The following is a 16946-nucleotide window of genomic DNA, read 5'->3' on the forward strand; positions in this document are numbered from 1 at the left end:
CTACGTTTTTACTATCCAGGAGCTCCCGGCGGATCCCAATTCTGCCGAGCCGTCGCAGCGGCGAGCTCGTTCTGGAAGCACTTGATCGTGAATTCCGCGAAGCTCGACAACTGGCGACCGCGCTTGTGGATGGCATAGGGGGTGATCGTGGCCGGTTCCTGCAGCGGGCGGCGCACGATACCGGGAATGTGCGCGGTGCCGACCGAGAACTCGTCGACCAGCGCTACCCCCAGCCCCTGTTGCACGAGACCGAGTATGGTCTGCGAGAAGCGTCCCCTGACCGTGTGACGCAGATCGATCCCCGCATCCCTGAACGGTTGCGCGAGCGTGCTGCCATAGGGATCGCCGGGGTCGACGCCGATGACGGGATAGCGCGCGAGGTCGTGGACGGAAACCTTCTCCTGTGTGGCAAGCGCATGGCCTTCCGGCACGATCGCCAGAAGGCGTCCGCGTGCCAGCGGCTTGTTGCGTACGGCGGGGTTGTCGACCGGGGAACTCATGAAAACGACTTCGCCGTGCTCCAGCAGCAGATAGTCCAGCGTCTCCTCGATCTTCAGGATGTTGAGATCGACCCTGAGGTCCGGGAAGCGTTGACGGATGGTTCGAATGACGCGGACGGCGACGAAATTGGCGATCGACGGGGCTGAAGCAAAGGACAGCGCGAAATCATGCCCCTTCTGGAGCGACGAGACCGCCGTGTTCAGGCTCTCCATCTGGCGGTAGACGAGATTGAGCATCTCGAAAATCGTCTGCGCCTCCGCTGCCGGAACGAAAATGCCTGCCTTGCGCTCGAACAGGCGGACGCCGAGGCCGCTTTCCGCATGCTTCAACAGCCTGCTGATGCCGGGTGCTGAAACGTGAAGGAGATCCGCAGCCCCCTGGATGGTGCCGGCGATCATCACCGCCCGGATGACTTCGATCTGCCTGAGTGTCAGCTCCTTCATCGCGCGCTATCGCTTTGGCATGCCCTCCGGCCGCAGCAATCTTCTTTGCGCGGCGATGCGGAACGGGGCGTTCATTGCGCCATAGCCGTTATAGGCGCCGCGCCGCTCGACGATTTCGAAGAAGAATCCTTCGCCAAAGGTGCGGCTGTAGATCTGGAAGTACTCGCCATTGTCGTCGCGGTCGTAGAGGATGCTTGCCTCCCGAAGAGCGTCGGAGAAGGCCGGTTCCAGACCAAAACGCGCTTCGAGGTCGTCGTAGTAGTTGCGCGAGATCGGCAGGGCATGGAAATCCAGCGCCGCCAGCGCGCGTGCGGTGGCAAATATGTCGTCGGTGGTGAAGGCGATGTGCTGGATGCTGGAGCCGAAGCCCTCCGCCAGGAACTTGCCGGCAAAGGTCTTGCGGCTGTCGGCGCCGTTCATCGTCAGGCGAAAGCCGTTCGCCGAAAGGCTTTCGATGGCCTGGCTGCGGACCAGGCCACCCGGATCGACGACGTCGACCATCGGCGTCCGCCGCGTTTCGAAAATCGAGGTATAGAAAAGAAGCCAGGTCAGCATCTCGTCGTAGTGGGTCGTCTGCGCGAGATGATCGATCCGCTTCAATCCGGCGTCTCCCTCGCCCGGATCGTCCACGGATACGAACTCGGTTTCCCATATCGAGGCGAGCGCCGGTGAGTCGTCGAGGAAATAGATGACGCCGTTGCCGACGCCCTGGATCGCCGGAACGGCAATCTCACCGGGACGGCGCGGCTCGGAGAAAACAGGCGCGTCGAGTGCTGCGGCGCGCACGAGGGCATCCTGCGCGTTTTCCACCTTCATGCCGTAGGCATAGGCATTCGTACCATGCACGAAATAGGAGGATCCCGCGAAGCTGTCGCCGGAATCGTCGGAATTTACGACGATGCGGATGTCCGCCTGCGTGTAGAGATCGACGTTGCGGTTGCGATGTCGCGCCGTTTTCCGGAAGCCGAGCGACCTGAGCAAGGTCACGAGGTGATCCTTTTCCGTCTCAGCCGTCGTGAATTCGACGAAGGACACGCCGCTGGTCTGGATGCGATCGGGCATGGGTGGCACGTCGATGCGGATATCCGGTTCGAGGCGCCGGACCTGGTCCATCACATAGACCAGTGAGCGATGGCCGTCTTCGGCAAGCGCGCGGGCGGAGCCGCCGCGGAACTGGTCGTTGAAGATCTCGAGCGAAAGCGGGCCGTCATAGCCGGTTGCGGCAACCGCACGCATGAAATCGACGACCGGCAGGTCGCCTTCGCCCGGCATGTTGCGGAAATGGCGGCTCCAATAGAGCAGGTCCATGTCGATCAGCGGCGCATCCGCCAACTGGACGATGAAGATCTTGTCGCCTGGAATGGAGCGGATGGAATTGACGTCGATTTTGCGCGAAAGCGTATGGAAGGAATCGAGGATCAGGCCGACATTTCGATGATCGGCGCGGCGGACGATTTCCCAGGCGTCGCGGTGGTCGTTGATGTGGCGTCCCCATGCCAGTGCCTCGTAACCGACGCGCACACCGTGTTTGGCTGCCAGTTCGCCCAATTGATGGAAATCGGCCGCGGCACGATCGATCCCGCCGAGCGAAATCGGAGACACGTTCGAGCAGATCAGCATCAGATCAGTCCCGAGTTCTCCCATGATGTCGAACTTGCGCTCCGCGCGCTCGAATGCGCGGGCGCGGTGCGGCTCCGGCATGCCTTCGAAATCGCGAAACGGCTGGAAAAGCGTGATCTCCAGCCCAAAGTCCCGCGCCATCTGCGCCACTTCGCGCGGCGAGGCATCGTAGGTCAGGAAATCGTTTTCGAAGATCTCGACGCCGCTGAAGCCAGCCTTGGCAATGGCTGCCATCTTGTCCGGGAATTCTCCGCTGATGGATACCGTCGCAATCGAAGTCCGCACCGTGTCTCTCCTCCTGATGCAAGCGTTCGCATTTGGCCGCGATCCTGCAGAAACTACTTGCTTTTTCCCAGTTGTTCGATTTGGCCGAGCAATCGCAGCGAAGTCAACAGGGCGACGCCTGTGGCCGCTGTCATCTGCGGAAGGACGAGCCATTCGAGCGTCCAGGCGGCGCCCGAGCGTTCCTGCTCGTGCACCAGCGCCTGGTGCATCGCGCCAAGCTGCGCCGCATTGAAGCGCGCGAGTGTCACGAGAACCTCCGCCGAAACGGGGTTCTGCTTGTGCGGCATGGCGGATGAGCCGCCGCCGCCGGAAATCCGGATCTCGCTGCCCATCTCCGCAAGTAAGGCCACATCCTGCCCGAACTTCCCAAGGCTGCCGGTGACCAGCGAAAGCAGGCCGGCGAATTCGGCGAGCGTGTCGCGCTGGCTGTGCCATTGCGACCGGTCGGCAAGTCCGAGTCGGGTGGCCAGCGCGGCGCGCACGGCTGGCCCGTTATCCTCGAGCTTTTCCAGTGTACCTGCGGCGCCACCGAACTGGACGGCGAAACCGTGCACGGCGAAATCGGCAAGTCGGGCGGCTGTCCGCTCAAGCGGTGCGCGCCAGGCGCAGATCCGGTCGAAGACGGTGATCGGGATCGCGGCCTGCATGCGGGTATAGCCCATGAGAGGCCGCTGCCCGTCCCGTTCCGAAAGGGTGGCGAGACCGGCGACAGTAGCCGCCAGCCTTCCTGCAAGGATATCCGTCGCCGCCTTCAGGCGCAGCACGAGGCTCGTGTCCATCGCATCCTGGCTTGTGGCGCCGAAATGCACCTTCTCCCGTGCGGGAGCGGCGACCGCCTGACGCATCTGCCGAACCAGTTCCGGGATAACGACCCCGTCCTTCGACACGCCGGTCTTAAGCGCCGCGATGTCCGGTGCGAAGACGGAGAGCCCCTCAATAATGGCGTTTGCGTCGTCCTTTGCGAGGATGCCGCAGTCTGCCTCGGCCTGAGCCAGCGCGGTTTCGAAACGGATCATCGCAGCGATGTCCGCCTCCGCCGAAAAGAGCGACGAAATCTCGTCGTCGCCCAGAAGGCCGGACAGGAAGGGATGCTCGAAGGGGGTAAGGCTCATGATCGTTCAGATATCGAAGAATACCGTTTCGACCTCGCCCTGAAGGCGAATGTCGAAGCGATAGGTGTTGTCGCCTTCCTTCCTGGCGATCAGCGTGGGGACGCGGACCTTGTGTTCGATGCGGGCGAGAATCGGATCTTCGGCGTTTGCTGTCTCTTCCTCCGGAAAGTACATCCGCGTGTGAAGCCCGATATTGATGCCGCGCGCAACGATCCAGAAAGTCACGTGCGGGGCCATCCAGCGGCCATCCTTGAAAGGCACGCGGCCGGGCTTGATCGTCTCGAAGACGAATTCGCCCGTGTCCATGTCCCCGGGCGAACGGCCCCAGCCGACGAAGTTCGGATCGGCGGCGCCACGCGTCTCGCTCGGGCTGTTGTAGAATCCGGCGTCGTCGGCCTGCCAGATCTCCACCAGAGCGTCCTTCAGGGCGTAGCCGCCGCCGTCGTAGACAGTCCCGCGAATGGTGATGCGCTGGCCGCGCGTCTGCTCGTTGTAGAGGGCACCGGAGCCCAGGTCCTTCTCGAAGATGCCGTGAATGCCGACGAAATTCGGCGTGCAGCCGATATGCACGTAGGGACCTGCGGTCTGCGAGGCGCTTTCCTTGAGGTAGCCGAGCGGTTGAACCATGTCAGTTGCCCTCCGGGCGGTTCTCGAAAAAGGTGGAGCGGCGGCCTCTGAGGACGATGTCGAACTTGTAGGCGCGCATGTCCATCGGAATGGCGGCGTTCATGTCGAGCGGTGCGATCAGTTGGCGGATGGCGTCTTCGTCGGGGATCGTTTTCACGATCGGACACTTCCAGATCAGCGGGTCGCCCTCGAAATACATCTGCGTGATCAGCCGCTGCTGGAAGCCGTGGCCGAAGATCGAGAAGTGGATGTGCGCCGGACGCCAGTCGTTGACACCGTTCGGCCAGGGATAGGGACCCGGCTGGATGGTCTTGAACCAATAATAGCCGTTCTCGTCCGTGATCGTGCGGCCGACCCCGCCGAAATTCGGATCGACCGGGGCAAGATAGGTTTCCTTCTTGTGGCGGTAGCGGCCGCCGGCATTGGCCTGCCAGAATTCGACCAGCGCCCCGTCGACGCCGCGCCCGCTTTCGTCAAGCACGCGGCCGTGCACGAGAATGCGCGGTCCGATCGGCATTTCGCCCGGGCGGGCATAGTTCAGGATGAGGTCGTTATCCAGCGGATTGAGCATGCCGTGGCCGAAGACCGGGCCGGTGATCTCGCTCTTCGTGCCTTCCAGGGAAATCAGCGCGCGCTGCGGCGAACGCAGCACCGTCGTCTTGTACCAGGGCGTAAAGGCCGGGGGCTGCATCTCGCGATCGCGCGCGAAAAATGGCCCCGTCTCGGGCGGTCGGTTGCTCATCCCTTGTTCTCCTCCTGGGAATTATTGGCGCGGAGTTCGGCCAGTGCAAGCTTTGCGATCTTGAAGGCATGATTGGCCGCCGGTACGCCGGCATAGATGGCCACATGCATCAGCGCCTCGCGGATATCCTCCTCGGTCGCGCCGGTATTGGCGGTCGCCCGCACATGCATGGCCACTTCGTCGTCCTGGCCGAGTGCCGCCAGAAGCGCGATGGTGACGATCGAACGTTCACGCTTGGTCCATTGCGTGCCCGACCAGACGGTGCCCCATGCGGACTCCGTGATCAGCGTCTGGAACGGCTGGTCGAAGGCGGTCGCCTGCGCGCTGGCCCGGTCCACATGGGCATCGCCCAGAACGGAGCGGCGCGTCTCCATGCCTTTGGCATAGCGTTCGCTTGGCGCTGCGGGTTGGTTCATGGCTCAGGACTCCGGCAAGGTTTTCAGGAAGGCCCCCACGGCTGCGGCGTAGGCTGCGGGCTGTTCGATGCAGGGGATGTGGCCGCAGCCCTCGATCACCGCGAAACTGCTGCCGGGCACGAGACCGGCCAGCGACCGCACCAGGGCAGGCGGGGTGGAGCCGTCCTGGTCGCCGACGACGCAGAGCGTTGGTACCGCGATTTTGGTAGCGGCATCGGTGTAGTCCGCATCGCGGATCGCTGCACAGGTGCCGCAATACCCCTCGACCGGCTGTCGGACGAGCATGTTGCGGCAACCGGCGTAAACGGCGTTGTCCGGTAGTCGGAAGGACGGCGTGAACCAGCGCTCCATGATGGGGTCGACCATGCCGCCGAGGCCATCCTTCAGGATGGCGGCAATCCGGTCGTTCCACATGTCCGCAGAGCCGATCTTGTGGGCTGTGTTGGAGAGAACCAGCGCCCGGACGAGATCGGCCCGTTTCGCATGGATCGCCTGCGCGATGAGGCCGCCGACGGAAAGGCCCCAGATCACCGCGTCTCCCACCTTGAGATGATCGAGCAGCGCGATCAGGTCGTCTGCATGGGTCCCGATCGCATAGGGCGGCGTACCTATGTCGGAAAGGCCGTGGCCGCGCTTGTCGTGCAGCACGTATGCGTAGCCGTCGCCCAGCGCCGCCATGACCGGCTCCCAGATGCGGAAATCCGTGCCCAGCGAATTGATGAAGGCGATGACGGGCTTGCCTTCGCCGATGCCGATCGCGCGATAGTGGATCGCCGCGTCGCGGACCTTCAAAAATCTCATCGGTCAATCTCCTCTTGAACGACATATTGCAATGGTGAAACGGTTAAGTAAAATGAGATTTTTCCCTATAGAGATAACCTGCAAGTTATGGTTCTGCCGGTCGATCCCCGCATCAAATTTCGCCATCTGCAGTGTTTCGTGGAGGTGGCGCGCCAGAAGAGCGTCAACAGGGCGGCAGCCACGCTGCATGTCAGCCAGCCGGCGGTGACGAAGACCATTCGGGAACTGGAGGAGATTCTCGGCATCGTCCTGTTCGAGCGGGAGGGGCGGGGGATTCGCACCAGCAGCCACGGCGAGGTGTTCCTGCGGCACGCGGCGGCGACATTGACGGCACTTCGCCAGGCGGTCGATTCGGTGTCGTACGAGATGGCCCGCTCCGCACCTCCGGTTCGCATCGGCGCCTTGCCGACTGTCTCCGTTCGCATCATGCCCAAGGCGATGGCGCACTTTCTCGCCGAGGGCGCCGGCAGCCCGGTCAAGATCGTCACCGGCGAGAACGCGGTCTTGATCGAGCAGCTGCGCGTGGGCGAACTCGATCTCGTCGTCGGGCGCCTGGCGTCTCCGGAAAAGATGACCGGCCTCGTTTTTGAGCATCTATATTCCGAACAGGTGCGCTTTGTCGTCCGGGCCGGTCACCCGCTGCTGGCAGCCGGTGTATCCGTGTTCGACAGGCTGCGGGAATTTCCGGTCCTGTTGCCGACACGCAATTCGGTGATCCGCCCGATTGTCGAGCAGTACCTGATCGCCAATGGTGTGCCGGCGTTGCCGACACAGATCGAGACCGTGTCGGATGCGTTCGGGCGCGCCTTCCTGCGTATCAGCGACGCGGTCTGGATCATCTCCGAAGGCGTCGTCGCCGCCGATATCGCCGATGGTGTGCTGGCGGCCCTGCCGATGGAGACGACGGATACGCGCGGCCCGGTGGGGCTGACGATGCGCGCCGACACGCTGCCTTCCCTGCCGCTGACGCTGCTAATCCAGGCTATCCGCGCGGTGTCCGCGGAGGCGAGGCCCGCCTTGCGGATGTGAGGCGTGCACCGCATCCTCGTTTCGTGAACAAAAAATGCGAAGGCCGGACGTTAGAACCGGACGCGGCACTCCGGCCTGCCGCTCACGCCCGGCTTGAACACCAGCACCTTGCCGGCGAGCGGCTGCGCGGCCCGATCAGTATCCGTCAGCGGTTCGGCGGCCGAGGTCACGTAGAGTTCATCGAAGTCGCGGCCGCCGAAGCAGCAGCAGGTCGGATAGGTCACCGGCAGGTCGATGGCCATGGAAACTTCGCCGGAGGGTGCAAAGCGCAGCAGTCGGCCGCCGGCATACTCGGCATTCCAGAGATACCCGTCGGCATCGATGCAGCTTCCATCGGGGCGGGCAGGGGCAATGGTCCTGGCGAAGCTGCGCGCTGGCCCGCGGCGGCCGGTTTCCGCGTCATAGTCGCAGGCCCAGATTTCATAGGCGCGCGTATCGCAGAAATACATCCGCTTCCGCACGGGATCGAAGGCGAGCCCGTTCGGGATGGCGAGGTTTTCGGCTTCGACCATCGCGTTCCGATCGGTGCCGACGCGGTAGAGCGCGCCGACCGGGGCATAGTCCTCCTCCCGCAACGTTCCGACCCAGAAATTGCCGGCGGGATCAGCCCTTCCGTCGTTCTTGCGATGCCCGGCCTTTCCCGGCTCCGGATCGCAAAGGAATTCCTGCATACCCGTTTCCGGCTCGTAGGCGAAGAGCCCGTCGTCGCAGGCAAGCAGCAGACCGCCTGTTTCGCGGAGCGCGATCGAGCCGATGCGGCGGGCTGAGACCGGGTGGCGGCGGCATTCTCCGGTTACCGGATCGTAGCTCCAGAGGGTCGGCGTCAGCACGTCGACCCACCACAGGCGCGCGGTTCGTTCGCACCAGATCGGACACTCGCCGAGCCGGTTCGCTTCTGCACCGAGCACTTGGTAGTCCGCTGTTCCCGTCATCGAAAACGTCGTGTCCTGATGGTCGCCCCGAGCCCGGCGGTAAGGCCGGGCGGGGCGACGATGAGGGCTCAGAGGGCGGGGACCGTGGAAACGACGACGGACTGTCCGTCCTTCACCTCGACCATGAAGCTCGGACGGGACATCTCGCCGCGCTCGTCCCAGCAGGTGTCGAGCAGGATGTTCGGATAGTCCTTCGCCTCCAGGCACAGGCCATGCATCTTCTGCACGAAGGCTTCGCGGTCGAAGCTGCCGACCATCTCGGTGACGTACTTGGTCGTCCAGGCCGCGATATAGCCCTTGATCGCATCCTGAATCGGCTTGTGGCCGTACTTGGCCTCGAACTTCTGCGCGACGGCTGCGATTTCCGGCGCGGTCACGGGCAGGTTGACGCGGGCGATGGCGCCATCGGCGGCCGCTCCGGCGAGGTCGATCACCTTCTGATCGTTCAGCGTGGTTTCGCCCACCAGCGGCATCGGCAGCGCCTGCTTGCGCGCCTCGACGAGGAAGCGGGCGGATTCCTCCTGGTTCATGTAGACGAAGATCGCTTCGGCGCCGGAGGCCTTCAGCTTGGCGATGTCTGCGCCGTAGTCGGTCTGTGCCTGTTCGGAGGGCACGTCGATGACGACCTCTATACCGGCATTCTCCATCTCCTTCAGGAAAACGTCGTGGCCACCCTTGCCGAACTCGTTGTTGACCCAAGCGATGCCGATCTTCTTCACCTTCAACGTGTCGGCGAAGTACTTGGTCAGGCCGGGAATGCCCTTCTGCGCGCCCATCGACGTGCGGAAGATGTAGGGGTTGCCCTTCTCGACGATCGCGGGGGCTTCGGAACCCGTGAACTGCGGCACACCGTTCTGCTTGGCGACGAGCATGTTGACCACGGTCGAGCCGGAATAGATCGTGCCCCAGATCACATAGGCTTCCGCGTCGATCGCCTTCTGAACCAGGGCGCGTGAGATCTGAGGGTCGGTCTGGGTGTCGTAGCTGGTGACCTCGATCGGCTTGCCGAGAATGCCGCCCTGCGCGTTGATTTCCTCGACGGCGAGCCGGGCGCCTTCGTTCCAGTTCGTGCCGGAGGGAGCGCCGGCGCCGGAGAGTTCGGCGACGATGCCGATCTTCACGGTTTCATCGGCGTGGGCGACGCCGATGGTCGTCATCAACGCGGTCGTCAGTGCCAGGATTGTTTTGCGGGTCATGTGTCCTCCCATTTGCGGATGCTCGGGCGGCGGCGGCGTCTTTGCGTGCCGGGCCGAAAGTGAGTTGCAGTTCGTTGCGTCATCTCGTCTACGGTTGCCGCGCAAGCCGGCCGGCTGTTCGGCAATGGCTCGTCTCCCGTGAACCGGGCCAGCGCGCTCCTCCGCAGTGTCCGATTGGCCCAGCCTATCGGCTCGGCGGATGAATTTCCCTTACAAAAATGGCATTCCTCATAACATCAGGTTAATCGTCCAGGGACGCTACCGGCGAGTAAGTGCCTGACGTAACTGATGCTTTTTTCCAGCGCTGCGTCCTCGTCGCCGTAACCTGGTGCCAGATAGTCGATCTCGATTGCGAGCACGCCGTCATAGCCCGCTCCCCGCAGTGCCGTGAGAGCAAAAGACATGTCGATCAGGCCTTCGCCGACCGGAACACTGGGCCAGAAGGCGATGGTGTCGGGATTGCCGCCGCGCGCCAGGATATCCTTGATGTGCGTGGCGCGTGCATAAGGGGCCATACGACGGATGGCCTCTTTCGGGTTCTCGTGCATACGCAGATTGTTCGCGGTGTCGAGGCAGATGCCGAAATACGGCGAACCGATGGTCTCGACGAGGTCGACGATTTCGTCGGTCAGAAGGTCGATGTGGTTTTCGACGGCAAGGACGATCTTGCGCGCCTCTGCGGCACGCAGCAGCTGTTCGAGCGTCGGGAGGAGGCTCGCTTTGTGTTCGGCCCAGCTTGCGGGCCGGGTGCCGCGTCCGCCGGCGCAGATGCGCATGACCTTCGCGCCGACGGCGTCCGCATCCGCAAGGCTGGCGAGCGCGCCTTCGAGCGCCTGCGGCGTCTTGCCGGAGTGGAAGCCGCGCGGATGTCCCCATGCCCAGACCCGCTCCAGTCCCAGAAGATCGAGGCGGCGGCGGATCTCGCCCGTGAGATCCTTGTCGCCGACGGGCAGAAAGCACGATTCGAGTGAAACGGCCTCGACGCCGAGGCCGCTCGCGCGGTCGAGAAAATCCCACACCGTCCAGCGACTGCCGGGGTCCGTTTCGAGACCGGCGTAGGTCTCGCCGAAGTAGCGATGGAACGTGTAGGAATCGATGCCCAGCTTCACCGTTGGTCCTCCTCCTTGGGTGATTGCGGGGGCGAATAGCAGGAAAATGGAGCGCGCACGAGAGGCGATCGGCAATTTCACCGGATGCGATGCAGGGGGAGTTAAGCCGAGCGCCAATACGGTGGCACGCTTCGTGAAGTGCGTGGCCGCGCCGGGCTCACTTGCTCCCGGGTCTGGCCGGCGCCTTCTTCTGCGGGGCGTTTCCATGGATCAGGTCGCGCCCGGCATAGATGCCCTCGGCGGTCTCGATGGCGAGACGTTCGCTGTCGCGGCGGCGGACGTCCTCCATCACACGCTGCCGCTCCTCGTCGTCCACGTCCATCACCTCCAGCGCCTTCTCTCCCAGCGCCAAGGCGGATTCGAAGGTTTCGCGGATCTGCCATTCCACGCCGGCCTGGATGAGTTCTATGGCGTGCTCGCGGTCGAAGGACCGCGCGAGCACCGGAACCATGGGGAATTCCGAGCGAAGGAGTTCGGCGATCTTCAGGCTGAGCTCCCGATCATTGACGGCGATGATGACCAGGCGCGCGTCATGCGCCCCGGCCGCGTGGAGGATGTCGAGGCGAGAGCCGTCGCCGTAGTGGACCTTGAAGCCGAAGTCGCGCGCGTTGCGGATCGCGTCCGTGTCCGTCTCGATGATCGAGATCGAGCAGCCGTTGGACAGAAGCGGCTGGCTGACGATCTGGCCGAAACGGCCGAAACCGATCAGAAGCGCGCTCGCCGCCAGGCCGTCGGCCGCTTCGACCCCCTCCATCGACGGTCCGGTTTTCGGGACGAGGCGATCGTGCAGGATCATCATCATGGGGGTAAGCGCCATGGAGACGATGATCGTCGCGGTCAGCATGGCGTTGGCCTGCGTGTCGATGATGCCCACCGCCGTGGCGGCGGCATAGAGCACGAAGGCGAACTCGCCGCCCTGGGCCATAAGCACTGCACGCTCGATCGCCTCCCGCCTGCCTGCCCTGAAAAGGCGGGCAATCGTATAGATGCCGAATATCTTCAATGCCATGTAGGCCACGACGGCAACGGCGATCAGGTGCCAGTTGGCGGCGATAATAGCGAGGTCGAGCGACATCCCGACGCCCAGGAAGAACAGGCCGAGCAGGATGCCGCGGAAGGGCTCCACGTCGGCCTCGAGTTGATGGCGGAACGACGATTCCGACAAAAGCACGCCGGCTAGAAAGGCGCCCATCGCCATTGATAGGCCGCCGAGTTGCATGGCCAGCGCCGCGCCGAGCACGACGAACAGTGCTGCTGCCGTCATCACCTCGCGCGCTTTTGCCTTGCCGAGAAGACGAAACAGGGGATCGAGAAGATAGCGCCCGGCAAGCACCAGGCCGATGATGGAACCAAGCCCGATCGCGACGCCGGCCATCCGGTCGGCGAGCGTGGCGTCTGCCCCTCCGGGTGCAAGGAACGCGACCAGCGCCAGCAGCGGTACGATTGCGAGATCCTCGAGCAACAGGATCGCGACGATCCTGCGCCCTTTGGGCAGGCCCATCGCCCGGCGCTCGTCGAGCATCTGCATGACGATGGCGGTCGAGGTCAGCACGAAACCGGTGCCGGCGACGAAACTCTGCGCCACCGGATAGCCAAGTGCGAGGCCGACACACGTCAGCAAGCCGATGCAAAGGGCAACCTGGGCGAGGCCGAGGCCGAAAATTTCTCCGCGCATCGACCATAGCCGCGACGGCTGCATCTCAAGGCCGATGACAAACAGGAACATCACGACCCCGAGTTCTGCGACGTGCAGGATCGATTGCGGATCGGAGAACAGCCCCATGCCGAACGGGCCGATGGCCAGGCCGGCGGCGAGATAACCGAGCACGGAGCCGAGCCCGAGGCGCTTGAACAGGGGGACCGCGATGACGGCCGCGCCCAGCAGGATGACGATGGGGGCGAGGTCGAAGCCGTGATGGGAGGCCGCTTCGGCGGCATGGGCAAGAGGTTCCGACGCCATGGATCAGTTCCTTGCCAGTTGCCACGCCAGCATCGCCGCAAGCGCTGCCGGAACCGCGAAGACCAAGAGCAGGATCGGCAGTTCCTGAGCGACCGTGTATCCGGCCTTCGTGACGCCTACCCACATGTTGGTCAGGGACACGGCCAGCCAGGCGGGTAAGAAGATCTTCGCCGCGGTTGCTGCGCCGGCGGCATCGCCGCCCCAAAGTTTTCCGAATAGAGCGAAGACGCAGAGCAGTGCGGCGCCCCCGATGATGACAAGCAGCATATGCATGGTCGTTCCCCTGATCTCTGCGTTGGTTCCCCGCGGCATGCCGTCGCCGGCGAACCATTGGCGGAATTGCCGCTTCGTTCAACCGTCGTCGGCCGGAACGGTCCACCCTCGTCCTCCGATAACACAAAGCAAATGTCTGGGGCGATAGCTTTGAAGATTGTGCGTATGGCCGCAAAGTGGCTCTTCCCCAATTTAGTTTGAATTGCAATTCAAACTAAATTGGGCTACAACCTTTTGATGATGAAAGATGGTTCTTCTCCACGGTCCCGCTTCGGGATCCGCTTCTCGCTGCTTGCCCGCCGCTGGCGGCGGGCCCTCGATACGCGCCTCGCCGAGTCGGGTCTTTCGGACGCCACCTGGGCGCCCCTGATCCACTTGCAGGAAACCGGCGGCGGCGTTTCGCAGAAGGAACTGGCAGCACTTGTGGGCATCGACGGTTCCAGCCTCGTCCGCCTGCTTGATATCCTCTGCAGGCAGGACCTGGCCGAGCGTCGCATCGATGAGAGAGACAGCCGCGCGCGGTTGATCTATCTCACGGCGAAGGGCGAGGAGCGGGTTGCCGAAATCCGGCGGGAACTGGCCAAAGGCGAGGAGGAGATGCTGGCTGATATCTCTGACGGGGAGATCGCCGAAATGCTCCAGCACTTCGACAAAATCGAACAGCGGCTGTCCGACATCCAGACGCGGCGCCGACAAGAAGCGTCCAAATGAACACGAATACGCCTTTGGCCGCCGAGGCTGAACCTTCTGTAGTGCTTCGCGCTCGCCGGGTCGATTCGGCGCGGCATGTTCTCCACCCGCATCAGGTCCGCGAGAGCATGATGCTGGCGCAGCAGCCCTCCCTGCGCAATGCAGCGCTGGCCGGATTCCAGGCGGCGGCGACTGCGGCGGTCGCACTGCCGATCGTTATCCTCTCGCCCTGGCCGCATCTGATCGGCTTCGCTTCGCTGGGAGCACTCGTCGCACTGTTCGGCCGGTTCGCGCCGCGCGCGAGCCGGGGCAGGGTCCTCATCCTTTGTGCGTTCTGGCAGACCTTCGCGGTCGTCGTCATGTCGCTGGCGACCTGGTTCGGCGCATCTCCCGCCATCCAGTTGCTGGTGCTCGCCCTGTGCTCCGGCCTGTTTTCCTTCGTCAGCGTGTCTGGGCAGTTCGGCCCGCCAGGCCCGCTCATCTTCGTGTTCGCCGCCGGCGCGTCGATGGGGCCGGTGGCTTCCGGCTCGGCCGTGATCGAGCGTGCGATCGCAACTGCGTCAGTCGCCCTCATGGCTTTTGCCGTCTGCGCGTTGACGGAAGCCCTGCGCAGGCTTCCGGAGGATGGCACTTCCTTTGCTGCCGAGCCGCGGCGGCCGGTCGCTCACCGGGGCATTGCGGCCATTCGTGTTGCTCTCGGTGCCGCGGTCGCGGCCCTTTCGGCGCATGCGCTGGGTGCGGCTCATCCCGCTTGGGCGGCCATCGGGGCAGTCGCTGTCGTCCAGGGAACCCATCTGCACATCAGCATGAACCGCGCCCTGCAAAGGACGGCCGGCACGATCATCGGTGCCGTCATGGTGTGGATGTTTCTGGTTCAGGAGCCGTCTGTCTGGACGATAATCGCGTTGCTGGCCGCCCTTCAATTCGCAACCGAAATGGTCATCGGCTTCAACTATGCCCTGGGCCAGATCTTCGTCACTCCGATGGCCTTGCTCATGAGCCAGCTTGCAGCACCTCAAGCTGCCGGCCTGGGGATGGTGCCCGAGCGCGTGCTGGACACTCTCCTCGGTGCCGGTATCGGTGTCGTGCTCGCCATTCTCTGCTCGACGCTTGATGACAGGCGATATCTGGCCGAGCATCACGCCGCCCGTGCCGCACGGCAATCTTGATGGCGTCGCAATCGCGGCTCGACTACACGTAGAATTCCCCGTCGGCGATAGCCGCTGACGGGTCGCATCGTGGCGCGCGTCGGCTGTCCTTGCCGAGCCGTTACGTGACCTCACGACCGAGATTGAGCCCCCTCAATCCTACTTGAGGTGCGGTCCGAGGAGGACCCGATCCGCCTCGCTCAAACGGTCGCTGGCCGTGTTGAGCTGGTGCCAGTAGGGATACAGGATGGGCGGCGCGCTGACCGTATCGAGGCGCGCACGCTCCTCATCCGACAGAGTCAGCTCGGCGGCTGCCAGATTGTCGCTGAATTGTTCGGGCGTGCGTCCGCCGATGATCACCGAGGTGATGCCCGGCCGGCCCAACAGCCAGGACAGCGCCACGCGCGCCGCAGAGACGTTGCGTTCGTTGCCGATGGCGACCAGCGTGTCGACGATGTTCCATAAGCGGTCCTCGTCCCGGATCGGCGGCTCGGTCCATCCGGCGAACTGCCGCGTGCCCTCGGGTGCGGACTGGTTGCGGCGGTGCTTGCCCGACAGCAGGCCGCCAGCGATCGGGCTCCAGACCAGCACGCCAAGGCCTTGATCGACCGAGATCGGAAGGAGCTCGTATTCTGCTTCGCGCGCCTCAAGCGTGTAGTGGATCTGCTGGCTTACGAAGCGCGGTCGCCGGTCTCTGTCGCTCACCCCCAGCGCCTTCATGATGTGCCAGCCGGAAAAATTGGAGCAGCCGACATAGCGCACCTTGCCCTGGCTTACGAGCAGGTCCAGCGCTTCCAACGTCTCTTCAAGAGGGGTAATGCCATCCCATTCGTGCAGCTGGTAGAGATCGATCACGTCGGTCTTCAATCGCCGCAGGCTGGCCTCGCAGGCACGGATGAGATGGTAGCGCGAGGAGCCGACATCATTGGGATCCGGCGACATCGCAAAACGTGCCTTGGTGGCGATGAGCAGGCCGTTGCGACGCGGTCCGCCGATGATTTCCCCCAGCACCTCCTCGCACGCGCCTTCGGAGTAGACATCCGCCGTGTCGATGAAGTTGACGCCTGCATCGAGGCACATGTCAACCAGTCGCCCGGCGTCGGAGACGCCGAGGTCGCCTACGGTCTTTGCCCAACCTTTGCCGCCAAAGGTCATGGTTCCCATCGTAATGGTCGAGACTTTCAGGCCCGAACGACCGAGGAGGCGGTATTCCATGTTTTCGTTCCTTCTGTTCGATTGCAGTGCGCTGGCTGCATATGTGCATCAGGGTGGCAGGGAAACGTCAAGCAGAGAGATGTCGCTTGTCGCAGTCGCGGAGCGACGCCCGGCCGGCCGGTGCCGGCGGCGACGTCAGCCGGAGCGCATGTCCAACAGGGTCAACGCATTGGCGTAGTTGGGCTCCATCGCCTCGATATGCTGCTTCAGGAGAAGGCGCAGCTGTTCGGCATCTCTTGCCTCAACGGCGCGGGCGATCTGGTGATGCTCTTGCAGGGTCTTTTGCCGGTGCAGGCCCAGTTGTTCAGCAAGATGCGATCGCAGCGCCGCCAGCCGGCCGGCGGCGATCCCGTAGGCCTGGATCACCAGCGGGTTGCCGCAATGGACGATGAATGCCTCATGGAACTGCGTGTCCGCCGTGGCATAGGCAAATGAATCGTCTTCGTCACGGGCCTTTTCCATGATTGCGATTGCCTGCATCAGCGCCGAATGCAGAGCTTCCGGCGCCCGTTGCGTCGCCCAGTCCGCGGCCAGAAGTTCGAGCTGGACGCGATACTCCACCAGCGAATGCAAGGTTTGCTGATCCGGCTTGAAGACAAAACTGCCGCGGCGCGGCAGGATGGTGATCAGCCCCTGCAGTTGCAGCATGGTCAACGCCTCGCGCACCGGCGTGCGGCTGACTTCCATGGCGGCCGCGATCTTCTCCTCCGAAAGCGCCTCGCCCAGCGCCAGCTCCCGGCGAAGAATGGCGGCCTTCAAGCGATCGGCGACAATTTCGGCAAGCGACTGCGGCCTGATGGGGCTGTTTTTCATGGGATTGATGTTCCTGTTCGCCTTAGGGTCCTCA

Annotated in this window: 17 protein-coding genes; 3 read left to right on the forward strand and 14 right to left on the reverse strand. The window is 63.6% G+C overall.

The annotated features are described in order from the left end of the window. Positions 1 to 11 precede the first annotated feature (11 nt). Genes HV823_RS08645 through pcaD form a run of 7 tightly spaced genes read right to left on the reverse strand, consistent with a single transcriptional unit; the run spans position 12 to position 6547 of the window. Positions 12 to 944, reverse strand: coding sequence for a LysR family transcriptional regulator (locus HV823_RS08645; protein ID WP_176949307.1), 933 nt, complete (start codon positions 942 to 944; stop codon positions 12 to 14). Between the two features lie 6 nt (positions 945 to 950). Continuing rightward, entirely contained in the window at positions 951 to 2849 is a 1899-nt protein-coding gene (locus tag HV823_RS08650) for a TIM barrel protein (RefSeq protein ID WP_176949308.1), read from the reverse strand. Between the two features lie 53 nt (positions 2850 to 2902). Beyond that, positions 2903 to 3961, reverse strand: a complete 1059-nt coding sequence (locus HV823_RS08655; protein ID WP_176949309.1) for a 3-carboxy-cis,cis-muconate cycloisomerase — start codon at positions 3959 to 3961, stop codon at positions 2903 to 2905. 6 nt (positions 3962 to 3967) lie between these two features. Further along, positions 3968 to 4588, reverse strand: a complete 621-nt coding sequence (gene pcaG, locus HV823_RS08660; protein ID WP_176949310.1) for a protocatechuate 3,4-dioxygenase subunit alpha — start codon at positions 4586 to 4588, stop codon at positions 3968 to 3970. A 1-nt stretch (position 4589) separates the two neighbouring features. Beyond that, positions 4590 to 5330: a protocatechuate 3,4-dioxygenase subunit beta gene (gene pcaH, locus HV823_RS08665; RefSeq protein WP_176949311.1), complete on the reverse strand. Its 741-nt coding sequence runs from the start codon at positions 5328 to 5330 to the stop codon at positions 4590 to 4592. Continuing rightward, positions 5327 to 5746 carry a 4-carboxymuconolactone decarboxylase gene (gene pcaC / locus HV823_RS08670; protein WP_176949312.1) on the reverse strand — a complete coding sequence of 140 codons (420 nt, stop codon included), beginning with the start codon at positions 5744 to 5746 and terminating at the stop codon, positions 5327 to 5329. The genes pcaH and pcaC overlap by 4 nt, the downstream gene beginning before the upstream one ends. Positions 5747 to 5749: 3 nt before the next feature. Beyond that, positions 5750 to 6547 (reverse strand): 3-oxoadipate enol-lactonase, encoded by a 798-nt coding sequence (gene pcaD, locus HV823_RS08675; protein WP_176949313.1) that lies wholly within the window; start codon positions 6545 to 6547, stop codon positions 5750 to 5752. Positions 6548 to 6634: 87 nt separating this feature from the next. Between pcaD and pcaQ the strand changes: the two genes are divergently transcribed. Further along, a complete protein-coding gene (gene pcaQ, locus HV823_RS08680; protein ID WP_176949314.1) occupies positions 6635 to 7576 on the forward strand; it encodes a pca operon transcription factor PcaQ in 942 nt (313 codons plus the stop codon). A 50-nt stretch (positions 7577 to 7626) separates the two neighbouring features. Here the strand turns inward: pcaQ and HV823_RS08685 are convergent, their stop codons facing one another. The 5 genes from HV823_RS08685 to HV823_RS08705 all read right to left on the reverse strand — a co-directional run bounded on the left by HV823_RS08685 (position 7627) and on the right by HV823_RS08705 (position 13046). Next, a complete protein-coding gene (locus HV823_RS08685; RefSeq protein WP_176949315.1) occupies positions 7627 to 8508 on the reverse strand; it encodes an SMP-30/gluconolactonase/LRE family protein in 882 nt (293 codons plus the stop codon). A 68-nt stretch (positions 8509 to 8576) separates the two neighbouring features. Beyond that, positions 8577 to 9704, reverse strand: coding sequence for an ABC transporter substrate-binding protein (locus tag HV823_RS08690; protein WP_176949316.1), 1128 nt, complete (start codon positions 9702 to 9704; stop codon positions 8577 to 8579). A 236-nt stretch (positions 9705 to 9940) separates the two neighbouring features. Then, positions 9941 to 10813: a TIM barrel protein gene (locus HV823_RS08695; RefSeq protein ID WP_176949317.1), complete on the reverse strand. Its 873-nt coding sequence runs from the start codon at positions 10811 to 10813 to the stop codon at positions 9941 to 9943. A 157-nt stretch (positions 10814 to 10970) separates the two neighbouring features. Further along, complete coding sequence (locus HV823_RS08700; protein ID WP_176949318.1) at positions 10971 to 12773, reverse strand: monovalent cation:proton antiporter-2 (CPA2) family protein; 1803 nt, start codon at positions 12771 to 12773, stop codon at positions 10971 to 10973. 3 nt (positions 12774 to 12776) lie between these two features. After that, positions 12777 to 13046 carry a hypothetical protein gene (locus HV823_RS08705; RefSeq protein WP_176949319.1) on the reverse strand — a complete coding sequence of 90 codons (270 nt, stop codon included), beginning with the start codon at positions 13044 to 13046 and terminating at the stop codon, positions 12777 to 12779. Between the two features lie 219 nt (positions 13047 to 13265). On the opposite strand from HV823_RS08705, the gene HV823_RS08710 reads away from it, so the two are divergent. Together HV823_RS08710 and HV823_RS08715 are read left to right on the forward strand one after the other, a co-directional pair. After that, positions 13266 to 13757 carry a MarR family winged helix-turn-helix transcriptional regulator gene (locus HV823_RS08710; protein WP_246300978.1) on the forward strand — a complete coding sequence of 164 codons (492 nt, stop codon included), beginning with the start codon at positions 13266 to 13268 and terminating at the stop codon, positions 13755 to 13757. Continuing rightward, positions 13754 to 14905, forward strand: a complete 1152-nt coding sequence (locus HV823_RS08715) for an FUSC family protein (RefSeq protein ID WP_176949320.1) — start codon at positions 13754 to 13756, stop codon at positions 14903 to 14905. Before HV823_RS08710 ends, HV823_RS08715 begins: the two co-directional genes overlap by 4 nt. A gap of 138 nt (positions 14906 to 15043) precedes the next feature. Here the strand turns inward: HV823_RS08715 and HV823_RS08720 are convergent, their stop codons facing one another. Both HV823_RS08720 and HV823_RS08725 read right to left on the reverse strand, forming a co-directional pair. After that, on the reverse strand, positions 15044 to 16099 hold the full coding sequence (locus tag HV823_RS08720) for an aldo/keto reductase (RefSeq protein WP_176949321.1): 1056 nt from the start codon (positions 16097 to 16099) through the stop codon (positions 15044 to 15046). 135 nt (positions 16100 to 16234) lie between these two features. Then, positions 16235 to 16912, reverse strand: a complete 678-nt coding sequence (locus HV823_RS08725) for a GntR family transcriptional regulator (protein ID WP_176949322.1) — start codon at positions 16910 to 16912, stop codon at positions 16235 to 16237. Positions 16913 to 16946: the final 34 nt, after the last annotated feature.

Source organism: Mycoplana rhizolycopersici (genome assembly GCF_013378445.1).
GTDB classification, from domain to species: domain Bacteria; phylum Pseudomonadota; class Alphaproteobacteria; order Rhizobiales; family Rhizobiaceae; genus Mycoplana; species Mycoplana rhizolycopersici.

Bases quoted from the DNA above. Each gene is read 5' to 3' on its own strand.
- HV823_RS08725 (WP_176949322.1), bottom strand. From the start codon at position 16,912: ATGAAAAACAGCCCCATCAGGCCGCAGTCGCTTGCCGAAATTGTCGCC.
- HV823_RS08655 (WP_176949309.1), bottom strand. From the start codon at position 3,961: ATGAGCCTTACCCCCTTCGAGCATCCCTTCCTGTCCGGCCTTCTGGGC.
- HV823_RS08705 (WP_176949319.1), bottom strand. From the start codon at position 13,046: ATGCATATGCTGCTTGTCATCATCGGGGGCGCCGCACTGCTCTGCGTC.
- HV823_RS08690 (WP_176949316.1), bottom strand. From the start codon at position 9,704: ATGACCCGCAAAACAATCCTGGCACTGACGACCGCGTTGATGACGACC.
- pcaH (WP_176949311.1), bottom strand. From the start codon at position 5,330: ATGAGCAACCGACCGCCCGAGACGGGGCCATTTTTCGCGCGCGATCGC.
- HV823_RS08720 (WP_176949321.1), bottom strand. From the start codon at position 16,099: ATGGAATACCGCCTCCTCGGTCGTTCGGGCCTGAAAGTCTCGACCATT.
- pcaG (WP_176949310.1), bottom strand. From the start codon at position 4,588: ATGGTTCAACCGCTCGGCTACCTCAAGGAAAGCGCCTCGCAGACCGCA.
- HV823_RS08700 (WP_176949318.1), bottom strand. From the start codon at position 12,773: ATGGCGTCGGAACCTCTTGCCCATGCCGCCGAAGCGGCCTCCCATCAC.
- pcaQ (WP_176949314.1), top strand. From the start codon at position 6,635: ATGGTTCTGCCGGTCGATCCCCGCATCAAATTTCGCCATCTGCAGTGT.
- HV823_RS08715 (WP_176949320.1), top strand. From the start codon at position 13,754: ATGAACACGAATACGCCTTTGGCCGCCGAGGCTGAACCTTCTGTAGTG.
- pcaD (WP_176949313.1), bottom strand. From the start codon at position 6,547: ATGAGATTTTTGAAGGTCCGCGACGCGGCGATCCACTATCGCGCGATC.
- HV823_RS08685 (WP_176949315.1), bottom strand. From the start codon at position 8,508: ATGACGGGAACAGCGGACTACCAAGTGCTCGGTGCAGAAGCGAACCGG.
- pcaC (WP_176949312.1), bottom strand. From the start codon at position 5,746: ATGAACCAACCCGCAGCGCCAAGCGAACGCTATGCCAAAGGCATGGAG.
- HV823_RS08645 (WP_176949307.1), bottom strand. From the start codon at position 944: ATGAAGGAGCTGACACTCAGGCAGATCGAAGTCATCCGGGCGGTGATG.